Genomic DNA, 20,048 nt, shown 5'->3' with positions numbered 1-20,048 from the left:
TAAGGGTCACCCAATGCCGGGGATGAGGGAGATGAGCATGTCGATCAGCTTGATCCCGAGGAACGGGGCGATCAGGCCGCCGACGCCGTAGACGGCGATGTTGCGGCGGAGCATCTGCTCCGCGCCCATCGGCCGGTAGCCGACGCCGCGCAGGGCGAGCGGCACCAGGCCCACGATGATCAGCGCGTTGAAGACGACCGCGGAGAGGATGGCCGACTCGGGCGAGGAGAGCCCCATGATGTTGAGGTCGTTCAGGCTCGGGTAGGCCACCGCGAACATCGCGGGGATGATCGCGAAGTACTTCGCGATGTCGTTGGCGATGGAGAACGTGGTCAGCGCGCCGCGCGTGATGAGCAGCTGCTTGCCGATCTGCACGATCTCGATCAGCTTGGTCGGGTCGGAGTCCAGGTCGACCATGTTCCCGGCCTCCTTGGCGGCGGAGGTGCCGGTGTTCATGGCGACCCCGACGTCGGCCTGGGCGAGGGCGGGGGCGTCGTTGGTGCCGTCGCCCGTCATGGCGACGAGGCGGCCGCCCGCCTGCTCGCGGCGGATGAGCGCCATCTTGTCCTCGGGGGTGGCCTCGGCGAGGTAGTCGTCGACGCCCGCCTCCTCGGCGATGGCCTTGGCGGTCCTGGCGTTGTCGCCGGTGATCATGACCGTTCTGATGCCCATCCGCCGCAGCTCGGCGAACCGTTCCGCCATGCCCTCCTTGACGACGTCCTTGAGGTGGACGGCGCCGAGCACGCGCGCGGTCCCTTCCCGCTCCTCCGCGACGAGCAGCGGGGTGCCGCCGCCCGAGCTGATGGCCTCGACGGCGCCCAGGATCGGGGCGGGAACGGTGCCGCCCCGCTCGGTCACCCAGCCGGTGACCGCGCCGACGGCGCCCTTGCGGATCCGCACGGAGCCCGCGTCCACGCCGGACATCCGGGTCCCCGCGGTGAACGGCACCCACGCGGCGCCCTCGACCGACTCCCTCGAACGCTCCCCGCGCCCGTGGCGCGCGAGGGCGAGCGCGACGATCGAGCGGCCCTCGGGCGTCTCGTCCGCGAGGGACGACAGCTGCGCCGCGTCGGCGAGCTCGGCCTCGGCGACCCCGGGGGCGGTCACGAGGACGGACGCCTGCCGGTTGCCGTGGGTGATCGTGCCGGTCTTGTCGAGCAGCAGCGTCGACACGTCGCCCGCCGCCTCGACCGCGCGCCCCGACGTCGCCAGGACGTTGCGCTGCACCAGGCGGTCCATCCCCGCGATGCCGATCGCGGACAGCAGCGCGCCGATCGTGGTCGGGATGAGGCAGACCAGCAGCGCGGTGAGCACCACGAGGGACTGCTCGGCGCCCGCGTGGACGGCGAACGGCTGGAGCGTGACGACCGCCATCAGGAAGACCACGGTCAGGCTCGCCAGCAGGATGTTGAGCGCGATCTCGTTGGGCGTCTTCTGCCGGGCGGCGCCCTCGACAAGGCTGATCATGCGGTCGAGGAACGTCTCACCCGGCTTGGCGGTGATCCTGACCACGATCCGGTCGGACAGCACCCGGGTACCGCCGGTGACCGCGGAGCGGTCGCCGCCGGACTCGCGGATGACGGGGGCCGACTCGCCGGTGATGGCGGACTCGTCGACCGAGGCGACGCCCTCGATGACGTCGCCGTCACCGGGGATGACATCGCCCGCCTCGCACACGACGCGGTCGCCGAGACGCAGCTCGGTGCCGAGCACCCGCTCCTCGCCGCCCTGTCCCTGCCTGCGGGCCATGGTGTCGGTGCGCGCCCTGCGCAGCGAGTCGGCCTGCGCCCGTCCGCGGCCCTCGGCGACGGCCTCGGCGAGGTTGCCGAACAGCACGGTCAGCCACAGCCACGCGGCGATGGTCCAGCCGAACCAGTCGCCCGGGTCGGTGAGCGCGAGCACCGTGGTGAGCAGCGAGCCGACGCCGACCACGAACATGACGGGCGACCTGACGAGCAGCCGCGGGTCCAGCTTGCGGAACGCCTCGGGCAGCGACTCCCACAGGAGCGCGGGGTCGAAGGCGCCGTGGCGGACGCGGGCCCTGGACGCCTGGTCCTTGGGGCGTTGCGGGGTCTTCTCCGGTCGTGGGCGGACCGGCGTCGAGGTGCTCATGTCGCGAGTCCTTCCGCGAGGGGGCCGAGGGAGAGTGCGGGGAAGAACGTGAGGCCGGCGACGACGACCGTGCTGGCCACGAGCATCCCGGCGAAGAGGGGTTGGTGGGTGCGCAGCGTGCCCGCGGTGACGGGGACGCGCCGTTGCTCGGCCAGCGAGCCGGCCAGGGCGAGGACGAACACCATGGGCAGGAAGCGGCCGAGCAGCATGCACAGGCCGAGCGTGGTGTTGAAGAACTCCGTGTTGGCGCCGAGGCCCGCGAACGCGCTGCCGTTGTTGTTCGACGCGGACGCGTAGGCGTAGAGGACCTCGGAGAAGCCATGGGCGCCGACGTTGGTCATCGCCTCCTCGCCGTCGCCGTTGGCCATGGCGTAGGCGGTGCCGCCGAGCACCAGGGCCGGGGTGACCAGGATGTAGAGGGCCGCGAGCTTGATCTCGCGCGCGCCGAGCTTCTTGCCCAGGTACTCGGGCGTGCGGCCGACCATGAGCCCGGAGATGAACACCGCGATCACGGCCAGCATCAGCATCCCGTAGAGGCCGGAGCCGACGCCGCCAGGGGCGACCTCGCCGAGCACCATGCCGAAGATCAGCACGCCGCCCGAGAGCCCTTGGAAGGAGTCGTGGAAGGAGTTGATCGCCCCGGTCGAGGTCATGGTGGTGGAGACCGCGAACAGCGAGGAGGCGCCCTCGCCGAACCGCTGCTCCTTGCCCTCCATCGACCCGCCCGCCAGCTGCGACGCCGTGCCGGGCGCCTGGTGCTCGACGACGGTGACGGCGATGACGCCGGCCAGCCAGATCACGCCCATCGCGGCGACGATCGTCCAGCCCTGCTTGACGTTGCCGACCATCCTGCCGAACGTGCGCGGCATCGAGAACGGGATCACCAGGATCAGGAAGATCAGCAGCATGTTGCTGATCGCGTCGGGGCTGGAGAACGGATGGGCGGAGTTGGCGTTGTAGAAGCCGCCGCCGTTGGTGCCCAGGTGCTTGATGGCCTCCTGGGACGCCACGGGCCCGCCGGTGACGCTCTGATCGGTGCCGGTGAGCGTCTGGACCTGCTGGATGTCCGAGAAGTTCTGGATGGTACCGAGCGCGACCAGGACGATCGCGAAGAGCACCGAGATCGGCAGCAGGACGCGGATCGTGCCGCGCACCAGGTCGGCCCAGAAGTTGCCGAGCTCGCCCGTGCGGAAGCGCGCGAAGCCGCGCACGAGGGCGACGGCCACGGCCATCCCGACGGCGGCGGAGACGAAGTTCTGCACGGCGAGGCCGCCGGCCTGGACGAGGTGGCCCATGGCCGCCTCGCCCGAGTAGGACTGCCAGTTCGTGTTGGCCACGAACGACACGGCGGTGTTGAACGCCTGGTCCGGCGTGATCGGGTCGAAGCCGAGGGACCAGGGGAGGTGGTTCTGGACCCGCTGGAGCAGGTAGAGGAAGAGGACACCGACGAACGAGAACGCCAGCACCCCGCGTAGATAGGCGGTCCAGCGCATCTCCGCGTCGGGATCGGCGCCGATCGAGCGGTAGATCCACCGCTCGACGCGCAGGTGCCTCGTGCTCGAGTAGACGGCGGCCATGTAGTCGCCCAGCGGGCGGTGCACGAGCACGAGCGCCACGATCAGGGCGGAGACCGCGAGTATGTCCGCGAGAGATTCGTTCACGGCGGGCGCTCAGAACTTCTCGGGGAACAGCAGGGCCAGGACGAGATATCCGAGCAGTGCCACGGACACGCACAGGCCCGCGATGTTCTCAGCGGTCACAGCTTCGTCACCCCTTGGGCGACGAGCGCCACCAGGGCGAAGCCCGCCACGGTGACGAGGACGAAGACCACATCGGCCATCGAATGCTCCTGAAGGGGACAGGGGTCGGTGTTGCTGACCCCTTCAGGGAACCCCCGCCCGAGCACGATCGGTCATTCCTTGATGCGGCTCTGACACGGCCCGGCTCAGACTTGACGGGACACTTACGCGGCCTCTTGTCCCCCGCTGTCCTCTTCCGTGTCGGTCCCCGCCCCGGTGTCCCGCTCCTGGTCGAGCCCCTGCTCACGGCGGCGGCGCAGGATGATCGCGAGGTCGATCGCCGCGATCACCGTCAGGACGGCGGACGCCAGCGTCAGACCGCCGAGGGCCCAAGTGCCCGAGATCCCCCACCAGATGGCGAAGAGAATGGTCAGCAGCACGAAGAAGGGCAGAAAGATGCCGGACAGCAGCAGTCGCAGCCGCAAAGCGCTGTAGGCGGTCACCGGCTCGGTGCCGGTCCGCTCATGGCGTCTGTCGACCATGGTGGCCTCCTCCCGGAGGCCCACGAGTACCCTGGCCGACCGCCATGACACCCGTGACACTGACACCCGTGACACACCCCGCCGCCCCCGGCGGGGTGTGCGCGTGCCGTCGAGCGGCGGCCCTTCGCCCGCGCCCGGGTCCTACCTGACCTCGGAGATCTCCGGGCCGCGGCGCAGCTTGTCCAGGCCACCGGCGAAACGGGAGACGGGCGTGCCGTCGTCGGGCGCCTGCTCCTGCTTGACCCCGTCGGGCACCATCTGGGCGTCCTGGGGAAGCTTGAGGACGATCGGGTCGCGGGGCGCCATCGGCGACTCGCCGCGGACCACGACGGTGTCCTTGAAGATCTGCTCGAGCAGGCCACCGGCCTGGGGCTGCACCGCGCCCTGCCCGGAAATCACCCCCCGCAGGAACCAGCGCGGGCCGTCCACGCCGACGAAGCGCACGACCTGCATGCCGCGCTTGCCGTCGGGCAGCTGCACCGGCACCTTGGCGCGCAGCTCCCAGCCGAGCGGGCCCTCGATCTCGTCGATCACGCCGCCCTGCTGCGTGATCCCGGCGGCGATCTCCTCGCGGACCTCGGCCCAGATGCCCTCGCGCTTGGGGGCGGCGAACGCCTGGAGCTGGACCGCGCTGTCCTTGACCACCACGGTCGCGGCGACGATCGCCTCACCGGCGACCTCGACACGCAGCTCCATGCCCTGCACACCGGGGACGAAGAGGCCACCGAGGTCGACGCGGCCCTCGGCCGCCTTGCTGACCTCGCTCACGTCCCAGGGGCCCTCGGGCCGGGGCGCGGGCTCGAGCTTGACCCGGCGCACCTCGTCCTCGTCCAGAGCCTCCTCGTCCGCGGTGGCCTCGACCGCGTCCTCGGGCTCCTCGTTCCGCTTGCGACGACGTCCGAACACGTCATTGTCCTTTCCGGTCGGCAGTCCCGCCGGGACCGACCGCAGCATAAGGGGTGAGCACGCCGGGATGGCCGCCCGTCGAGCCGAAACCCCCCATGGCCCGCGCCGATCCCGGCAGCTCCGCGACCTCGTGAAAACGGACCGTCTCCACCCGCTGGACAACGAGCTGGGCGATCCGGTCGAATGGCTGGAACCTTACGGTCTCCCGCGGATCCAGATTGATCACGATGACCTTGATCTCCCCACGGTACCCGGCGTCGATGGTCCCCGGGGCGTTCACCATGGCCACCCCGCAGCGGGCGGCGAGGCCGGAACGGGGATGCACGAAGGCCGCGTACCCGTCGGGGAGGGCGATCGAAACGCCGGTGGGCAGCACGGCACGCTCGCCGGGAGCCAGCTCGGCGGCCTCGGTGGTGATCAGGTCGACGCCGGCGTCGCCGGGGTGCGCCCGGGCCGGCACGGGGACCGACGGGTCCGTCCGCCGGATCAGCACGTCTACGGGGGCTCTGCTCGCGGGGGCACTCACGGTGCAGACCCTACCGCCGCACGGCAGCGCGGGGGACGAGCCTGCCATGCTTGGGCCCATGAAGCCCTATGACGAGCGACTGACGGTGCCGAGGACGTGGTGGCTGCTGGCCGTCCTCGGCGTGGCTCTGTTCGGGGTCGCGCTGGCTCCGCTGGGCGCCGTGCCGGTGCTGTGCGGGCTCGCGGTGGGCGGCGCGGTGGCCGGGGTGGCGCTGAGCGCCTACGGATCGGCCAGGATCCGGGTGGTGGCCGACTCCCTGATCGCCGGACAGGCCAGGATCCCGCTCACCGCCCTGGGAGAGGCCCGGGCCCTCGACGCCGACGAGGCGCGCGCGTGGCGCTCCCATCGAGCGGATGCCCGGGCACACATGCTGCTCCGCGCCTACATCCCGACGGCGGTGCGGGTCGAGGTGGTGGACCCGGACGATCCGACGCCCTACCTCTATCTGTCGACCCGCCGTCCCGACCGGCTCACCGCGGCGCTGGTCGCGTCCCGCCCGGACATGGCTTAGCCAGCATCCGGGCGCGGACACTCATGCCGCGCAGTCGCGGCAGATGGGCTGGCCGTCCTTCTCCGACGCAAGCTGCGAACGGTGGTGCACCAGGAAGCAGCTCATGCAGGTGAACTCGTCGGCCTGCCGAGGAAGCACCCGGACCGACAGCTCCTCGTTCGACAGGTCGGCGCCCGGCAGCTCCAGGCCCTCCGCCTGCTCGAACTCGTCGACATCGACCGTGGACGCCGACTTGTCGTTCCGCCGGGCCTTCAGCTCCTCGATGCTGTCCTCGTTGACATCATCGTCGGTCTTGCGTGGAGTGTCGTAGTCGGTTGCCATTCGTTCTCCCCCTCCGGGTGTCTGTGGTATCTCCAGCGCTCGTAACGCGCGGGGGGTCGGACTTTGTGCCCGACCTGAGGCGGAGATTTTGCCTCACATCAAGTGGTGTTACTCAATCGACACCCAACCGAACGCCTGAAGAGGTGATCATTCCGGCTGCCGATCGGGCCGTTAACGGGCCAAAACGCCTGTTGCGGCAAGGGCGCGCACGCGCCGCTCCCGCACCGGTATGTGATTGATCACATCTCCTTCTTTCCCGTCCCCTCGTGTGCTCAGACCGGAATGGCCACGCGCATGACGAGGCCACCGCTCTCGCGGGGCTCGGCCACGACATAGCCACCGTGGGCCCTCGCCACCGACCGGACGATGGACAGGCCGAGACCGACACCCTTGTCGCTGCCCGTGCGCTGCGTCCTGAGCCTCCGGAAAGGCTCGAACATGTTATCGACCTCATAGGCGGGGACCACCGGGCCGGTATTCTCCACCACGAGCATGGCCTGCCCTGGCCGGGCCTCCACATCGACGCGCACCCAGCCGTCGGGCACGTTGTACCGTACGGCGTTCTGCACGAGGTTGAGGGCGATGCGCTCGAGCAGCACGCCGTTCCCGTGGACGAACACCTGGTGTCTGACGCCCGACATCTCCACGCCCCTGCGCCTGGCCTCCTCGCGGACCTGCTCGACCGCCTGGTCGGCGACCTCGGAGAGGTCCACGGGCTTCCGGTCCACCAGCTCGTTCTCGCTGCGGGCGAGCAGCAGCAGGCCCTCCACCAGCTGCTCGCTGCGCTCGTTGGTCGCCAGCAGGGTGTTCCCGAGCTGGGTGACCTCGGGCGAGACCTCCGGGTCGGAGAGCTGCACCTCGAGCAGCGTGCGATTGATCGCCAGGGGGGTGCGCAGCTCGTGCGAGGCGTTGGCCACGAAGCGCTGCTGCGCGGTGAACGCCCGGTCGAGCCGGTCCAGCATCTCGTCGAAGGTGTCGGCCAGCTCCTTGAGCTCGTCGTCGGGGCCGTCCAGCTCGATCCGCCGGTGCAGGTCCGATCCGGCCACCCGGCGTGCGGTGCGGGTGATCCTGCCGAGCGGCGACAGGACCCGGCCCGCCATCACATAGCCGAACGCGAACGCCGCCACCGCGAGGCCGAGCAGCGCGAGCAGCGAGCTGCGCAGCAGCTGGTCGAGGGCGATGGCGCGCTGGGTGTCCGAGCACTTGGCCAGCCACGCCTCGAAGTCCGAGGCGTCCACCGGGCTCGGCAGGGCGGGGCAGATCTCGGAGGTGATGGTGACCTGGGTCGTCTGGTTGTTGAACCGGAAGGGGGTGTCCGTGCCGCGGTCGAGCGCCTGGGCCGCGAGCAGATAGATGATCGTCAGCAGCACCACCCCGGCGATCAGGAACATCCCGCCGTACAGCAGCGTGAGCCGGATGCGGATGGTGGGGCGGAGCCAGCTCCTCGGCTGCTCGGTCTCGTGCGGGTCCCAGTGCGGCTTGGGCGGGGCAGGGGGCATCGGCGGCGGGGAGGCCGGGGGTGGCGAGGGCGGGGGGGACGGCGGGGAAGCGGCCATGGCCTAGATCCGGTATCCCGCGCCCGGCACGGTGGTGATCACCGGCGGGTCCCCCAGCTTGCGGCGCAGCGTCATCACGGTGACGCGCACGACGTTGGTGAACGGGTCGGCGTTCTCGTCCCAGGCCTTCTCCAGGAGCTGCTCGGCCGAGACCACGGCCCCCTCGCTGCGCATCAGCACGTCGAGCACCGCGAACTCCTTGGGCGCCAGGCTGATCTCCCGGCCGTCCCTGCGCACCTCGCGGCGGTTGGGGTCGAGGGTGATGCCGGAGCGCTCGAGGACCGGGGGCAGCGGCGGGGTGGCCCGCCGGCTCAGGGCCCGCACGCGGGCGATCAGCTCGCTGAAGGCGAACGGCTTGGGCAGGTAGTCGTCGGCGCCGATCTCCAGGCCCTCGACGCGGTCGCTGACGTCCCCCGACGCGGTGAGCATCAGCACGCGCGTCGCCTTGCCCTGCTCGACGATGTGCCGACAGACGTCGTCGCCGTGGAGCAGGGGAAGGTCCCGGTCGAGGACGACCACGTCGTAGTCGTTCAGGTCGACGCGCTCGGTGGCGGCGGCGCCGTCGTACACCACGTCCACCGCCATGGCCTGTCGGCGGAGGCCGGTGGCGACGGCGTCCGCGAGCAACTGCTCGTCCTCCACGACGAGTACGCGCACGTCCTGCCCCTCTCTCGTCATACACGCTGGCGGGGGCGGCGGCCGGCCGCCCCCGACACCCATCCTGCACCGCACCCTCGTAAACCAGGGGTAAGGGAAGGAGCACGCGGACGGCTCCCGAATTTCTCGTGGGCCGATGTTTCCGGCCGACGCGCACCGGGGAGGACAGCCACACACCCCGCGACCACGCCTCTGTAGGCGGTAAGCCGACGCGCTGCCGACCCACGTGGAGGGACCACAGAGGTCGCACCCACCACGGCACTCCCCCAGTGCCGCCGATCGAAGACGAGGGGGCGCACCTTGGACGCGTTCACCGCTGGAATTCTCAAGCGAATCGAAAGCACCGAGTCCGATCTGCACCGCGCTCGTGAGGCCGGAGACGTGTTCACGATGGATGTGGAGCAGGCCGAGCTGGACGACCTGCGCCGACTTGCCGCGGAGCACGGCGTCCACGTCGGCTGAGCCGGTCAGACCCTTCGACACGGCGCCCCCCGGATCCTCCGGGGGGCGCCGTGCGTGTGGTCACCCGATCGGGTGACCCCCGCGCCCGGGTCAGTCGTGCCAGGCGCCGAGCTCGTCGAGGAGCGGCTGGAGGACGGCGAAGACGCCGGGGGACGCGGCGACCGTGAGGTCGCGGTCGGGGCGCCGCCCCGGGCGGCCGCCGGTCAGGGCGCCCGCCTCCCTGGCGATGAGGTCGCCCGCCGCCAGGTCCCAGGGCGCCAGGCCGCGTTCGTAGTACCCGTCGAGTCGGCCGCCCGCCACGTCGCACAGGTCGATGGCGGCCGAGCCGGAGCGGCGGATGTCCCGCAGCCGCGGGATCAGCCGGGCCGCGAGGGCCGCCTGGGCGGTGCGGACGGTCGCCACGTAGTTGAAGCCGGTGCCGATCAGCGCCTGGTCGAGCGGCGGCGAGGGGCGAGGGGCCAGCGGCTCGGGGGCCCCGGCGGCCTCGAGCAGCCGCCAGGCGCCGCCGCCGCGCACGGCCCGGTAGGTCTCGCCGCGCATCGGGGCGGCCACCACGGCGGCGATCACCTCGCCCTCGTGCTCGGCCGCGATGGACACGGCCCACTGGGGCAGGCCGTAGAGGTAGTTGACGGTGCCGTCGAGCGGATCGATGATCCAGCGCACGCCGCTCGTGCCGTCGCTGGTGCCGCCCTCCTCGCCGAGGAAGCCGTCCCGGGGGCGGTGGTCGGCCAGGAAGCCGGTGATCAGCTTCTCGGCCGCCAGGTCCATCTCGGTGACGACGTCGATGGGGCTCGACTTGGTCGCCAGGACGCCCAGGTCGGCGGGGCGGCCCTCGCGCAGCAGGAGGCCCGCGCGGGTGGCGGCCTCCTGGGCGAGGTCGAGCAGCTCGGCCGCGAGATCGGCGGCGGGGCGTTCGGACACGGTGGTGCTCCTTGCGATGGCGGGCCGCGACGGCGGCGGATCAGGCGTAGGGGCTGTCGGCGCCCGCCGCGGCGGGCCTTGGCGCCCGGCCGGGGCAGCAGCCCACGGGGCACAGGTCGTGGCCGGGCCCGAGGCGGCCGAGCGCGGCGCGGCGCGGGGTCTCGCCCCGCTCGGCGGCGGCGCGTTCGAGCACGAGGTCGCGGATCGCGGCCACGAAACGCGGGTCGGCGCCGACGGTGGCGGACCTGACGGCGGGCAGGCCCAGCTTCTCCGCCGTGTCCATGGCCTCGGTGTCCAGGTCGTAGCGGACCTCCATGTGGTCGGAGACGAAGCCGATCGGGACCATCACCACGGCGGGCGCCCCGCTCTCGCGCAGGGCGGCGATGTGGTCGTTGACGTCGGGCTCGAGCCAGGGGGTCGAGGGGGCGCCGCTGCGGGACTGGTAGACGAGCCGCCACGGGTGGGTGGCGCCCGTGGCCAGGTCGACGGCCTCGGCGACCGTGCGGGCGGCGTCCAGGTGCTGGGCGACATAGGCGCCGCCGGGGCCGTGTCCCGGGGGCGGGCCCGAGGTGTCGGCCGAGGCGTCGGGGATGGAGTGGGTGCAGAAGGCCAGGTGCGCACCGTCGCGCACGCCGGAGGGCAGGCGTTCGATGGCGGCGACGACGCCGTCGGTCACGGTGTCGAGGAAGCCGGGGTGGTTGAAGTAGTGCCTGAGCTTGTCCACGCGCGGCGGCTCGACGCCCTCGTCCTCCAGGGCGGCAAGCGCGCCCGCCAGGTCCTCGCGGTACTGGCGGCACCCGGAGTAGGAGGCGTAGGCGCTGGTGGCCAGCGTGAGGACGCGGCGGCGCCCTTCGGCGGCCATCTCGCGGAACGTGTCGGTGACATGGGGCGCCCAGTTGCGGTTGCCCCAGTAGACCGGGAGGTCGAGGCCGTACTCGGCGAAGTCGGCGCGGATCGCGGCGAGCAGGGTGCGGTTCTGCTCGTTGATCGGGCTGACGCCGCCGAAGAGGTGGTAGTGCGCGCCGACGGCGGCCAGCCGCTCGCGGGGGATGCCGCGCCCGCGGGTGACGTTCTCCAGGAAAGGGATGACGTCGTCGGGGCCCTCGGGCCCCCCGAACGACAGGAGCAGCAGGGCGTCATACGGAGCGGAAACGGGGGCACGGTCCATGTCCCCACATCCTGCCACCCGGGCCTTCGGCGCCCCGAGGGACCGCCTCGCCGCCCACGGGGGGCGCCCCGACCGTTCCCGCGCGCAATCTCCACGGAAAGTTCCGCCATTCGCCGCCTCGCGCACAGTCCGCACACGCGGGCGCCATGGATCGCGTGAGGCGTGCGGGGATTGTCACCGGTTGGCCGCGTCTGTGAGTCTTGTCACCCTTGGGGGTGGGGAAACAACGGGTCAACTCCCTTGGTGAGGGGAAACTTCCGGGGCGCGGCGCCCTTCCCGGCTGGCCCCAATGGAGTAATGTGAAATCCCAGGCCTTGGCCCGCCGCGGCCCGAGTGCGCGCATTTCGCTCGCGCCGGTCACCGCACGTGGCAAAGTGGTGACTGTGCCACAACAGCGGATCAAGACCATGGCCCGACACGCCGGGCAAGTCAGCAAGGTTGTGGCAGGCTGCGCCCGGGCAAGTCACACTCGTCTAGCGGGAGCAGCGACGTAGGTGACGTCGGCAGGCACCACCGGGAGGTCCTCGTGCCCGAACTGCGTGTCGTGGCCGTGAGCAATGACGGCACACGCCTGGTGCTCAAGGCTGCCGACAACACGGAGTACACCCTGCCCATCGACGAGCGGCTGCGCGCCGCCGTGCGGAACGACAGGGCGCGTCTGGGCCAGATCGAGATCGAGGTGGAGAACCACCTGCGCCCGCGCGACATCCAGGCGCGCATACGAGCAGGCGCGACCGCCGAGGAGGTCGCCCAGTTCGCGGGGATCCCCGTGGACCGGGTGCGGCGCTTCGAGGGACCGGTGCTGGCCGAGCGGGCGTTCATGGCCGAGCGCGCGCGCAAGACGCCGGTGCGCCGCCCCGGCGAGACGGCGGGGCCGCAGCTCGGCGACGCGGTGGCCGAGCGGCTGCTGCTGCGCGGCGCGGACAAGGACGCGGTGCGCTGGGACTCCTGGCGGCGGGACGACGGCACGTGGGAGGTGCTGCTCGTCTACCGGGTCGCCGGGGAGACGCACTCCGCGAGCTGGACGTACGACCCGCCACGCCGCCTGGTGCAGGCCGTGGACGACGAGGCGCGTTCGCTGCTCGGCGAGACGGACGACACCCCGGAGCCGAGCACCCCGTTCGTGCCCAGGATCGCCAGGCTGCCGCGCGAGGGCGAGCGCCCCGTGGCGCCGCGCTCCTCCCCCGAGAACGACGCGGACTCGCTCACCAGCCTGCTCGAGGCGGTGCCCAGCTTCAGGGGCGACCTCGTGGTGCCCGAGCAGCAGGGCCCGCAGCCCGCGGCGATGGCCGCGGGCGACGAGCCCGAGGGCGAGGAGCCGCCGGCGCGCGGCGGACCGGCGCCCGCGGCCTCGGCCGGCTCGACCTATGCGGACGTGCTCATGCCGCGCTCGGTCGGGGGCCACCGCGACCGGCTGACCGGCAGCACCGACCGGCAGGCCGAGGCGGATGGCGTCCGCCCTGGCCGCCGCGCCGCGGTGCCGAGTTGGGACGAGATCGTCTTCGGCACCCGGCGCAAGAAGAAGGAGTGACGGGTCAGCCAGGCTCCGTGCCCGTGGCGACGGGGCGCCCGGGGTCGGCGGTCCACTCACTCCACGACCCCGGGTACAGCTCCGCGTCGATGCCCGCCTCCCCCAGGGCCAGCACCGCGTGGGCGGCGGAGACGCCCGAGCCGCAGTAGACGCCGACCCGCGCGCCCGGGACGGCGCCCCACTCGGCGTGCCGCGCCGCCAGCTCGGCGGGCGGGCGCATGCGGCCCTCGGCGGTGACGTTCTCCGTGGTGGGCGCGGACAGCGCGCCGGGGATGTGCCCGCCGACGGGGTCGATGGGCTCCACCTCGCCCCGGTAGCGCTCCCCCGCCCTGGCGTCGAGCAGCACGCCCTCCCTGGCCAGCCGCGCCGCCCCCGCGGCGTCAAGCACCGGGAGCGCGCCGGGCGCGGGCACGAAGTCGCCCTCGGGGAGCTCGGGCACGTCGGTGGTCAACGCGCCCTGCCACGCCGGGAGTCCACCGTCGAGGACGCGCACCCTGGGGTGCCCCGCCCAGCGCAGCAGCCACCAGGCCCGCGCCGCGGCCCAGCCCTGGCCGCCGCCGTCGTAGACCACCACGGGACGCCCGTGGGAGACCCCGGCGCGGCGCATCGCGGCGCCGAAGATCTCGGGATCGGGCAGCGGATGGCGCCCCGCCGGTCCCGGCGGGGCGGCCAGCTCGGTGTCCAGGTCCACGTAGACGGCGCCCGGCAGGTGTCCGTCGGCGTACTCACCACGCCCCGGTGGGCCCCCGAGCCGCCAGCGCACGTCGAGCAGTGCGGGGCGCTCGGACGGGGGCGTGCCGGGGCCGAGTGCCGCGGCGAGTTCGGGTGCCGGGATCATTGCAGTCATGGGCCCATTCTCCCCGTCGGGAGGGGGAGACTCGTGAGGGCGAGCAACGGCAGTGGCGTGATGGACCCCGAGGAGAGAAGAGACAGAATGACCGAAGCAGCGAGTCCGCCGATCTCCGGGACGCATCGGTGGGTGAGTCTGATGGTGCATGACCTGGCGGCGAGCCAGGAGTTCTACCACGGGCTGTTCGGCTGGGAGTTCGACGAGGGGCCGAAGCAGCTCGGGGCGTATGTGCGCGCGCTGCGGGACGGTCACCCGGTGGCGGGGCTCGGGGAGATCACGGAGGGCGCGCGGCGCGTGGTCGCGTGGCTGCCGTACATCGCGACGCGGGACGCCGACGCGACCGCGGCGACGATCCGCGAGAGCGGCGGCACGGTCGCCGTGGGGCCGCTCGACGCGGAGCAGGTGGGGCGGCTGGCGATCGCGGCCGACCCGGGGGGCGCGGCGTTCGGGCTGTGGCAGGGCGGGCCGAAGCGGCGCTCGGGGCCGTTCCCCGGGGCCGCCGGGGCTCCCGTGTGGAACGAGCTGATCACGTTCGAGACGCGGGCCGTGAGCACGTTCTACTCGACGGTCTTCGGCTACGAGGCGGCGCCGGAGAAGGCGTTGCCGCCGGAGAGCGACTATCTGACGCTGCGGCTCGGTGAGCGCCCGATCGCCAGCATCCGCGGGGTGGCCGAGGCGGTGCCGCACGACCGTGGCGCGCACTGGCTGACGTACTTCTCGGTGCCCGACGTGGAGGAGGCGGTCGAGGAGGTCAAGCGGCTCGGCGGGCGCCAGCTGACCGGGCCCCAGGTCTCGCCGTTCGGGCAGTGGGCGCAGGTGACCGACCCCGAGGGCGCGCCGTTCGCGGTCATCCGCGAGGCCAAGCGCGGCTGAACGGCGCCACCGCACGACGCCGCTGACCGGCTCCCGGCCCCTGAGGGCCGGTCAGCGGCCCGGCACCGGGTCGGTGGGGAGCACGTCCTGGGAGAGCGGGCCCGCGCCCGCCGCCGCGGCCGTGAGGCGGCGCCGGTGGTGCCGACGGCACAGCACCTCGTACCCGATCTCCGCGGCCTCACCGCCCGTGCCGCCCTGGCTCACGTCGCCCACCACGACCTGCGCGCCCTCGACGACCATCCGCCCGCCGACGGTGCGGGCGTTGTGCGTGGCCTTGGCGCCGCACCAGCACAACGCCTCGACCTGGAGCACCTCGACGCGGTCCGCCAGCTCGATCAGCCGCTGGGAGCCGGGGAAGAGGCGGGTCCTGAAGTCGGTGGTGATCCCGAACGCGATGACGTCGATGCCGAGGTCGTCGACGACCCGGGCGAGCTGGTCCACCTGGCCTGGCGAGAGGAACTGCGCCTCGTCCGCGATGACGTAGTCGACGCGTCCGCCCGACGTCAGGTACTTGACGACGTGGGCGTGGAAGTCGAAGAACTCGTCGGCCTCGATGGCGTCGGTCACCAGGCCGAGGCGGGAGGAGAGCAGGCCGGCGCCGGCCCGGTCGTTCCTGGTGAAGATCAGTCCGATCAGGCCGCGGGCGGAGCGGTTGTGTCGCATCTGGAGGGCGAGCGTGCTCTTGCCGCAGTCCATCGTGCCGGAGAAGAAGGCGAGTTCGGCCACTGTCGATCAGCTCCGGTCAGGTGCGTACTTCGAGGAGCGGGACAAGCTGCTCGGCGGGGGTGACGGATCCGTGCATGCCGATGAGGGCCGACTCCTTGGGCTCGTTGACGCTGGCGATCACGCTGGCCACGCCGGTCATCGCCACCACGACGTCGCCGACGCGGTCGCGGACGCGGTCCTCGAGCGCGGTGCCCGGCGGGCCGAACCAGCCGAGGGCGACGGCCTCGTCGCGGGTGACCACGAACGCCTGGCCCGCGAGCACCTCGCTCCAGACGGCGTGCACGTCGGCCGCGGCGCCGGGCACCGCGTAGACGTGGCGGGCGCGGCCCTCGCCGCCGAGGAGGGCCACTCCGGCGCGCAGCTCCCAGTCCTCGTCGAAGTCGAACCGCGCCTCGGGGGTCTCCGGGATGTTCACCATGCCGTGGTCGGCGGTGATGTACAGGGCGGAGCGCGGCGGCAGCTGCTCCGCGAGGCGCTGGGCAAGGCGGTCGACGTGGCGCAGCTCGGCGAGCCAGGCGGGGGAGCCGGTGCCGGTGCGGTGGCCGGTGCCGTCCACCTCGGAGTAGTACGTGTAGACCAGCGCCCGGTCGGCGGCCGCGAGCCGGCGCGCGGCGACGTCCATGCGCTCCTGCGCGTCGAGGCGGCCGACGAACGTGCCGCCGGAGAGCGCGACCTGGGTGAGCGGGGTCCTGGCGAAGTGCGGCGCGGAGACCTGCGCGGTGGCGACGCCCGCGGCGTGGGCGAGCTCGAAGACCGTGGGGTGCGGCTGCCAGCGCCTCGGCTCGGTCCAGGGGTCCCAGCGGAGCTGGTTCATCAGGCGGCCCGTGCCGGGGTCGAGCGCGGCGTAGCCGACCAGGCCGTGGGCGTGCGGGGGGAGGCCGGTGCCGACGGAGGCCAGGGAGGTCGCGGTGGTCGCGGGGAAGCCGCACGTGATCGGCTCACCGGCCCCGGCGCGCGACGTGGGCAGCAGGGAGGTGAGGAACGGTGCCGCCTCGGGGTGGGCGCGCAGCGACTCCCAGCCGAGGCCGTCGACGAGGAAGACGCAGACGCGATCGGCGGGCGGCAGCGCGAGACCTGAGCTCAGACCGGGGACGCCGAGCCCCGCGGCCACCGCCGGGAGGACGTCGGCGAGCGATCCCGACCCGTACCTCGGCGCGGGCGCCTCGCGCGGATCGAGCGGCGCGGGGTCGTGGGCCTGGGACGGGGAGAACCCCGAACTCCCCTGCGGGGGGAACGTCACCTGCCGGCCACCGCCGTCGCCTCGGAGAGCGCCTGCGCGAACTCGAGGGTCTGACGGACCGTCTCGGGGCCGTCGCCCGCCTCGCTGATGCGCAGCGACAGGTCGTCGGCCGTGGTCGAGCCGGTGTAGCCGTGGTCCGCCTCGCAGTTGGGGTCGCCGCAGCTCGCGGGCTCCATGTCGATGCGTGAGACGGCGCCCCAGCCGATGGTGAGCACGACCTCCCTGGGGAGCGTGCCGGGGGCGTACGACTGGGGGTCGGACACGACGCGGCTGATCACCACGGAGGCGATCCGCGAGAGCTTGACGGACTCGGTGGAGGTGGTGGCGTACGGCGCGGGCGCTGAGCTGTCCGCCGACTGCTCGTCGGTGTGGCTGACGATGAAGCGGGTGCCCGTCAGCACGAGGACGGTGGCGTGCCGGCGCACTTCGTTGCTGTCGAACGTCGTCTCCTGGTGGACCAGGAAGGAGACGACGGGCTCCCGTCCCACGGCGGCCTCCACCGCCTCGGCGACCAGCGCCGGGTAGTACCCGCTGCGCTCGATCGCCTCCCGCAGCCCCTGGGACGTCGTACCGGTCTTCGCCATGCCGCCCATCCTACGGGGCGGCACCGTTCCGGGAAGGGCCGCTCGACGTCAGTAGGCGGGCAGCCGGCGCGGGCCCAGGTCGGTACGCGGTGGCGGGGGCGCGACGCGCACGGCCGCGGCCAGCGCGGTGGCGCCGCGGGGGGCCACGACGACGGGCTCCAGGGTGACTTCGGCGATCTCGGGGTGGTCGTCGACGAGGCGGCCGAGGCGCAGCAGCAGCTCCTCGAGGGCCGCGGTGTCGACCGGCTCGGCGCCGCGCCAGCCGAACAGCATGGGGGCCGCGGCGATGGAACGCACCAGCTCGGCGGCGTCCCGGTCGGTGACGGGCAGCAGGCGGTGGCCCATGTCGCCGAGCAGCTCGGACGGCGCCCCCGCCAGGCCGAACGACAGCAGCGCGCCCACGGCGGGATCCACGGTCGCGCGCGCCACGGTGTCCACGCCCCGGGGCACCATCGCCTGCACCACAAGCCGGAGTGCGCCGGGGGCGCCCCGCGCGCCCGGGTGGCGCGTCAGCTCGGCGTGCGCCCTGCGGAGTTCGCCCTCGGTGGCCAGGCCGAGGCGGACGCCGCCGAGGTCCGCGCGGTGGCGTAGGTGACCGGCGGTGGGCTTGAGGGCGACCGGGTAGCCGAGCCGCCTCGCCGCCTCGACCGCGGCCTCCGGGTCGGGGGCGGGCAGCGTCGGGGGCACGGCGATGCCGTAGGCGGCGAGGAGCTCTCGCGTGCGATCGGCGTCGAGGGCGGCGGGCGGTGCCGCCCCGTCGGCCCTGGCACGGGTGGCGTCGGCGAGCAGGCGGGCGGCGGCCGACTCGTCGATGTCGTCGTACGCGGGCACGCGCCCCGGCTCGGCCGCGTCCGCCCGCCAGGCGGCGTGCCGGACGGCGTGCGCCAGCGCGCGGACGGCGCGTTCCGCCGAGGGATAGGCGGGCACGCCCCGCGCGCTGAGCGCGTCGGCCAGGCCGTCGAGGGCCAGGTGCGCGACGACGACCGGCTTGCCGCCGCCCGCGGCCCGCCTGACGGCGTCGGCCACGGCCGTCACCACCTCCCCCTCGCCCTCCCCCTCGCCCCGGCCGCCCGCCTCGTCGCCCACGCTGGGCACCGCGGTGACGACGACCGCGTCGGTGCCGGGGTCGGCGAGCGCGGCCTCGAGCGCGGGCCCGAGGTCGTCGGGGCGCGAGGGCGGCAGGGGGTCGAGGCCCTGGGCGCGGCAGGCGTCGTACGCGACGAGGGCCAGCGCCTCGGCGCCGCCGACCACGGCGACCCTGGGCCCTCGGGGCAGCGGCTGGTGGGCCAGGAGCAGCCCTGTGTCGATCAGCTCGACGGCGGTGTCGGTCTCGATCACCCCGGCCTGGCTGAGCAGCGCGGAGACGGTGGGCTCGGGGGCGTTGCCCACGGGGACGGCGTGGCCGTGCGGCGGCAGCCCGCCGCTGTGCCGACCGCCGCGGACCACCACGACCGGCTTGCCCGCGGCGGCGCTGCGCCGGGCGACGCGGGTGAACTTGCGGGGGTTGCCGACCGATTCGAGGTACATCAGGGCCACATCGGTGTCCCGGTCCTCGTACCAGTACTGGAGGGCGTCGTTGCCCGACAGGTCGGCGCGGTTCCCGGCGGAGAGGAACGTGGAGAGCCCGGCGCCGCGGCGTTCCAGCTCGTCGAGGACGGCGATGCCGATCGCGGCGGACTGCGTGAACAGCCCGATCCGCCCGGCCCTCGGCAGCCGGGGCGCGGGGCTGGCGTTGAGGCGCACGGCGGGGTCGGTGTTGATCACGCCGAACGCGTCGGGGCCGATGATCCGCATCCCGTACGACCGTGCGCGGGCCACGAGTTCGCGCTGCTCGTCGCGCGAGTGCCCCGCGGCGAGGACCACGAGGCCCTGCGTCCCGTGCTCGCCGCAGTCGACGACCACGTCGGCCACCTGGGCGGCGGGCACGGCGAGCACGGCCAGGTCGACGGGCGCGCCGATGGCGCCCACGGAGCGGAACGCCGGAACGCCGCCAAGCTCGGTCAGCCCGGGCGTGAGGGCGGCGTTGACCGCGTACAGGCTCCCCGTGAACCCGCCCGCGCGCAGCCCCGCGAGCACGCTCAGGCCCGCGCCTCCCGCGCCCCGGCTCACCCCGACGACGGCGACGCTGCGCGGGGCGAGCAGCCGCTGCACCGACCTGGCCTCGGCGCGCTGCTCCCTGGCGCGCATGACGGCGAGGGACTCGGCGGTCGGCTCGAGGTCGAGGGTGAGGTGGACGGCGCCGTCGGCGAAGCTGCGGCGCTGGGCGTATCCGGCGTCGGTGAAGACCTTGATCATCGCGGAGTTGGCGGGCAGCACCTCGGCCTCGAAGCGGCGGATGCCGCGCTCCCCGGCGACCGCGGCGATGTGTTCGAGCAGCGCCGAGGCCAGGCCGCGGCCCTGGTGGGCGTCCTCGACGAGGAACGCGACCTCCGCCCGGTCGGCGGGCGGCGAGGCCGCGGCGCCCCGTTCGTCCACCCGGTCGTAGCGGACGGTGGCCAGGAAGTCGTCGCCCACGGTGGCGGCGAGGCCGACGCGGTCGACGTAGTCGTGGTGGGTGAAGCGGTGGACGTCGCGGTCGGAGAGGCGCGGGTAGGGCGCGAAGAAGCGGTAGTACTTGGACTCGTCGGAGACGCGCTCGTAGAAGCTGACCAGCCGGTCGGCGTCGTCGGGGGTGATGGGTCTGATGTGGGCGGTGCCGCCGTCGCGCAGCACCACATCGGCCTCCCAGTGCGCCGGGTAGGGAGTCTTGGCGGGCGCGCGCATGACATCAGCGTACGGTTGTGCGTGTCCGGACGGGAGGCTCCACGCCTTCCGCCATGGACG

21 protein-coding genes are annotated in these 20,048 nt (G+C 73.3%); 4 read left to right on the top strand and 17 right to left on the bottom strand.

Annotated features, from left to right (window positions below; genetic code table 11):
• Positions 1–6: 6 nt before the first annotated feature.
• From kdpB to dut, 7 genes are all read right to left on the bottom strand, one after another.
• Positions 7–2,112: a potassium-transporting ATPase subunit KdpB gene (gene kdpB, locus D7318_RS20415; protein WP_120698567.1), complete on the bottom strand. Its 2,106-nt coding sequence runs from the start codon at positions 2,110–2,112 to the stop codon at positions 7–9.
• Positions 2,109–3,773 (bottom strand): potassium-transporting ATPase subunit KdpA, encoded by a 1,665-nt coding sequence (gene kdpA / locus D7318_RS20410; RefSeq protein ID WP_183091528.1) that lies wholly within the window; start codon positions 3,771–3,773, stop codon positions 2,109–2,111. Before kdpA ends, kdpB begins: the two co-directional genes overlap by 4 nt.
• Positions 3,774–3,782: 9 nt before the next feature.
• Positions 3,783–3,872 (bottom strand): K(+)-transporting ATPase subunit F, encoded by a 90-nt coding sequence (kdpF, locus tag D7318_RS20405; protein ID WP_113685931.1) that lies wholly within the window; start codon positions 3,870–3,872, stop codon positions 3,783–3,785.
• Positions 3,869–4,018, bottom strand: a complete 150-nt coding sequence (locus D7318_RS32915) for a hypothetical protein (RefSeq protein WP_183091527.1) — start codon at positions 4,016–4,018, stop codon at positions 3,869–3,871. The genes kdpF and D7318_RS32915 overlap by 4 nt, the downstream gene beginning before the upstream one ends.
• A gap of 57 nt (positions 4,019–4,075) precedes the next feature.
• Positions 4,076–4,393 carry a DUF6343 family protein gene (locus D7318_RS20400; RefSeq protein WP_120698594.1) on the bottom strand — a complete coding sequence of 106 codons (318 nt, stop codon included), beginning with the start codon at positions 4,391–4,393 and terminating at the stop codon, positions 4,076–4,078.
• Positions 4,394–4,534: 141 nt separating this feature from the next.
• The gene (locus tag D7318_RS20395; protein ID WP_120698566.1) at positions 4,535–5,299 is read right to left on the bottom strand and encodes a DUF3710 domain-containing protein; all 765 of its coding nucleotides are present in this window, start codon (positions 5,297–5,299) and stop codon (positions 4,535–4,537) included.
• Between the two features lies 1 nt (position 5,300).
• Positions 5,301–5,825 (bottom strand): dUTP diphosphatase, encoded by a 525-nt coding sequence (gene dut, locus D7318_RS20390; RefSeq protein ID WP_408055516.1) that lies wholly within the window; start codon positions 5,823–5,825, stop codon positions 5,301–5,303.
• A gap of 58 nt (positions 5,826–5,883) precedes the next feature.
• On the opposite strand from dut, the gene D7318_RS20385 reads away from it, so the two are divergent.
• Positions 5,884–6,336: a DUF3093 domain-containing protein gene (locus D7318_RS20385; protein ID WP_120698564.1), complete on the top strand. Its 453-nt coding sequence runs from the start codon at positions 5,884–5,886 to the stop codon at positions 6,334–6,336.
• Positions 6,337–6,357: 21 nt separating this feature from the next.
• On the opposite strand, the gene D7318_RS20380 is transcribed toward D7318_RS20385, so the two are convergent.
• From D7318_RS20380 to D7318_RS20370, 3 genes are all read right to left on the bottom strand, one after another.
• Entirely contained in the window at positions 6,358–6,657 is a 300-nt protein-coding gene (locus D7318_RS20380; RefSeq protein WP_049571160.1) for a DUF4193 domain-containing protein, read from the bottom strand.
• 272 nt (positions 6,658–6,929) lie between these two features.
• Positions 6,930–8,156, bottom strand: coding sequence for a sensor histidine kinase (locus D7318_RS20375; RefSeq protein ID WP_230423926.1), 1,227 nt, complete (start codon positions 8,154–8,156; stop codon positions 6,930–6,932).
• A gap of 60 nt (positions 8,157–8,216) precedes the next feature.
• Positions 8,217–8,870, bottom strand: a complete 654-nt coding sequence (locus D7318_RS20370; protein ID WP_113685927.1) for a response regulator transcription factor — start codon at positions 8,868–8,870, stop codon at positions 8,217–8,219.
• Between the two features lie 300 nt (positions 8,871–9,170).
• Here D7318_RS20370 and D7318_RS32910 point away from each other — a divergent pair, with 300 nt between their 5' ends.
• Positions 9,171–9,332: a hypothetical protein gene (locus D7318_RS32910; protein WP_181727297.1), complete on the top strand. Its 162-nt coding sequence runs from the start codon at positions 9,171–9,173 to the stop codon at positions 9,330–9,332.
• 90 nt (positions 9,333–9,422) lie between these two features.
• Here the strand turns inward: D7318_RS32910 and D7318_RS20365 are convergent, their stop codons facing one another.
• Positions 9,423–10,253: an inositol monophosphatase family protein gene (locus tag D7318_RS20365; protein WP_120698562.1), complete on the bottom strand. Its 831-nt coding sequence runs from the start codon at positions 10,251–10,253 to the stop codon at positions 9,423–9,425.
• A 40-nt stretch (positions 10,254–10,293) separates the two neighbouring features.
• Positions 10,294–11,421, bottom strand: coding sequence for a ferrochelatase (locus D7318_RS20360; protein WP_120698561.1), 1,128 nt, complete (start codon positions 11,419–11,421; stop codon positions 10,294–10,296).
• Between the two features lie 526 nt (positions 11,422–11,947).
• On the opposite strand from D7318_RS20360, the gene sepH reads away from it, so the two are divergent.
• Positions 11,948–12,952, top strand: a complete 1,005-nt coding sequence (gene sepH / locus D7318_RS20355; RefSeq protein WP_120698560.1) for a septation protein SepH — start codon at positions 11,948–11,950, stop codon at positions 12,950–12,952.
• Positions 12,953–12,956: 4 nt separating this feature from the next.
• Here sepH and D7318_RS20350 read toward each other — a convergent pair whose 3' ends face one another.
• The gene (locus D7318_RS20350; protein ID WP_120698559.1) at positions 12,957–13,799 is read right to left on the bottom strand and encodes a sulfurtransferase; all 843 of its coding nucleotides are present in this window, start codon (positions 13,797–13,799) and stop codon (positions 12,957–12,959) included.
• Positions 13,800–13,940: 141 nt separating this feature from the next.
• Here D7318_RS20350 and D7318_RS20345 point away from each other — a divergent pair, with 141 nt between their 5' ends.
• Positions 13,941–14,675: a VOC family protein gene (locus tag D7318_RS20345; protein WP_230423925.1), complete on the top strand. Its 735-nt coding sequence runs from the start codon at positions 13,941–13,943 to the stop codon at positions 14,673–14,675.
• A gap of 51 nt (positions 14,676–14,726) precedes the next feature.
• Here the strand turns inward: D7318_RS20345 and D7318_RS20340 are convergent, their stop codons facing one another.
• The 4 genes from D7318_RS20340 to D7318_RS20330 are packed head-to-tail and all read right to left on the bottom strand — an operon-like array spanning position 14,727 to position 19,988.
• On the bottom strand, positions 14,727–15,401 hold the full coding sequence (locus tag D7318_RS20340) for a thymidine kinase (protein ID WP_120698557.1): 675 nt from the start codon (positions 15,399–15,401) through the stop codon (positions 14,727–14,729).
• Positions 15,402–15,417: 16 nt separating this feature from the next.
• A complete protein-coding gene (locus D7318_RS20335; protein ID WP_220729722.1) occupies positions 15,418–16,641 on the bottom strand; it encodes an alkaline phosphatase family protein in 1,224 nt (407 codons plus the stop codon).
• Positions 16,638–17,225: a DUF5998 family protein gene (locus D7318_RS33470; protein WP_220131202.1), complete on the bottom strand. Its 588-nt coding sequence runs from the start codon at positions 17,223–17,225 to the stop codon at positions 16,638–16,640. The genes D7318_RS20335 and D7318_RS33470 overlap by 4 nt, the downstream gene beginning before the upstream one ends.
• A gap of 48 nt (positions 17,226–17,273) precedes the next feature.
• Positions 17,274–19,988, bottom strand: a complete 2,715-nt coding sequence (locus D7318_RS20330) for a bifunctional acetate--CoA ligase family protein/GNAT family N-acetyltransferase (protein ID WP_120698555.1) — start codon at positions 19,986–19,988, stop codon at positions 17,274–17,276.
• Positions 19,989–20,048: the final 60 nt, after the last annotated feature.

The sequence above is a fragment of the Streptomyces radicis genome (genome assembly GCF_003626575.1).
In the GTDB taxonomy this organism is placed as follows: Bacteria; Actinomycetota; Actinomycetes; order Streptomycetales; family Streptomycetaceae; genus Streptomyces; species Streptomyces radicis.
The sequence above is the reverse complement of the archived record's forward strand: the minus strand, read 5'-3'. Positions and strand labels throughout refer to the sequence as shown.

Excerpts from the sequence above, each read along its gene's own strand:
- D7318_RS20380 (WP_049571160.1), bottom strand. The coding sequence starts at position 6,657 with ATGGCAACCGACTACGACACTCCACGCAAGACCGACGATGATGTCAAC.
- D7318_RS20400 (WP_120698594.1), bottom strand. The coding sequence starts at position 4,393 with ATGGTCGACAGACGCCATGAGCGGACCGGCACCGAGCCGGTGACCGCC.
- D7318_RS20350 (WP_120698559.1), bottom strand. The coding sequence starts at position 13,799 with ATGACTGCAATGATCCCGGCACCCGAACTCGCCGCGGCACTCGGCCCC.
- D7318_RS33470 (WP_220131202.1), bottom strand. The coding sequence starts at position 17,225 with ATGGCGAAGACCGGTACGACGTCCCAGGGGCTGCGGGAGGCGATCGAG.
- D7318_RS20360 (WP_120698561.1), bottom strand. The coding sequence starts at position 11,421 with ATGGACCGTGCCCCCGTTTCCGCTCCGTATGACGCCCTGCTGCTCCTG.
- D7318_RS20375 (WP_230423926.1), bottom strand. The coding sequence starts at position 8,156 with ATGCCCCCTGCCCCGCCCAAGCCGCACTGGGACCCGCACGAGACCGAG.
- D7318_RS20385 (WP_120698564.1), top strand. The coding sequence starts at position 5,884 with ATGAAGCCCTATGACGAGCGACTGACGGTGCCGAGGACGTGGTGGCTG.
- D7318_RS20330 (WP_120698555.1), bottom strand. The coding sequence starts at position 19,988 with ATGCGCGCGCCCGCCAAGACTCCCTACCCGGCGCACTGGGAGGCCGAT.
- D7318_RS20345 (WP_230423925.1), top strand. The coding sequence starts at position 13,941 with ATGGTGCATGACCTGGCGGCGAGCCAGGAGTTCTACCACGGGCTGTTC.
- kdpB (WP_120698567.1), bottom strand. The coding sequence starts at position 2,112 with ATGAGCACCTCGACGCCGGTCCGCCCACGACCGGAGAAGACCCCGCAA.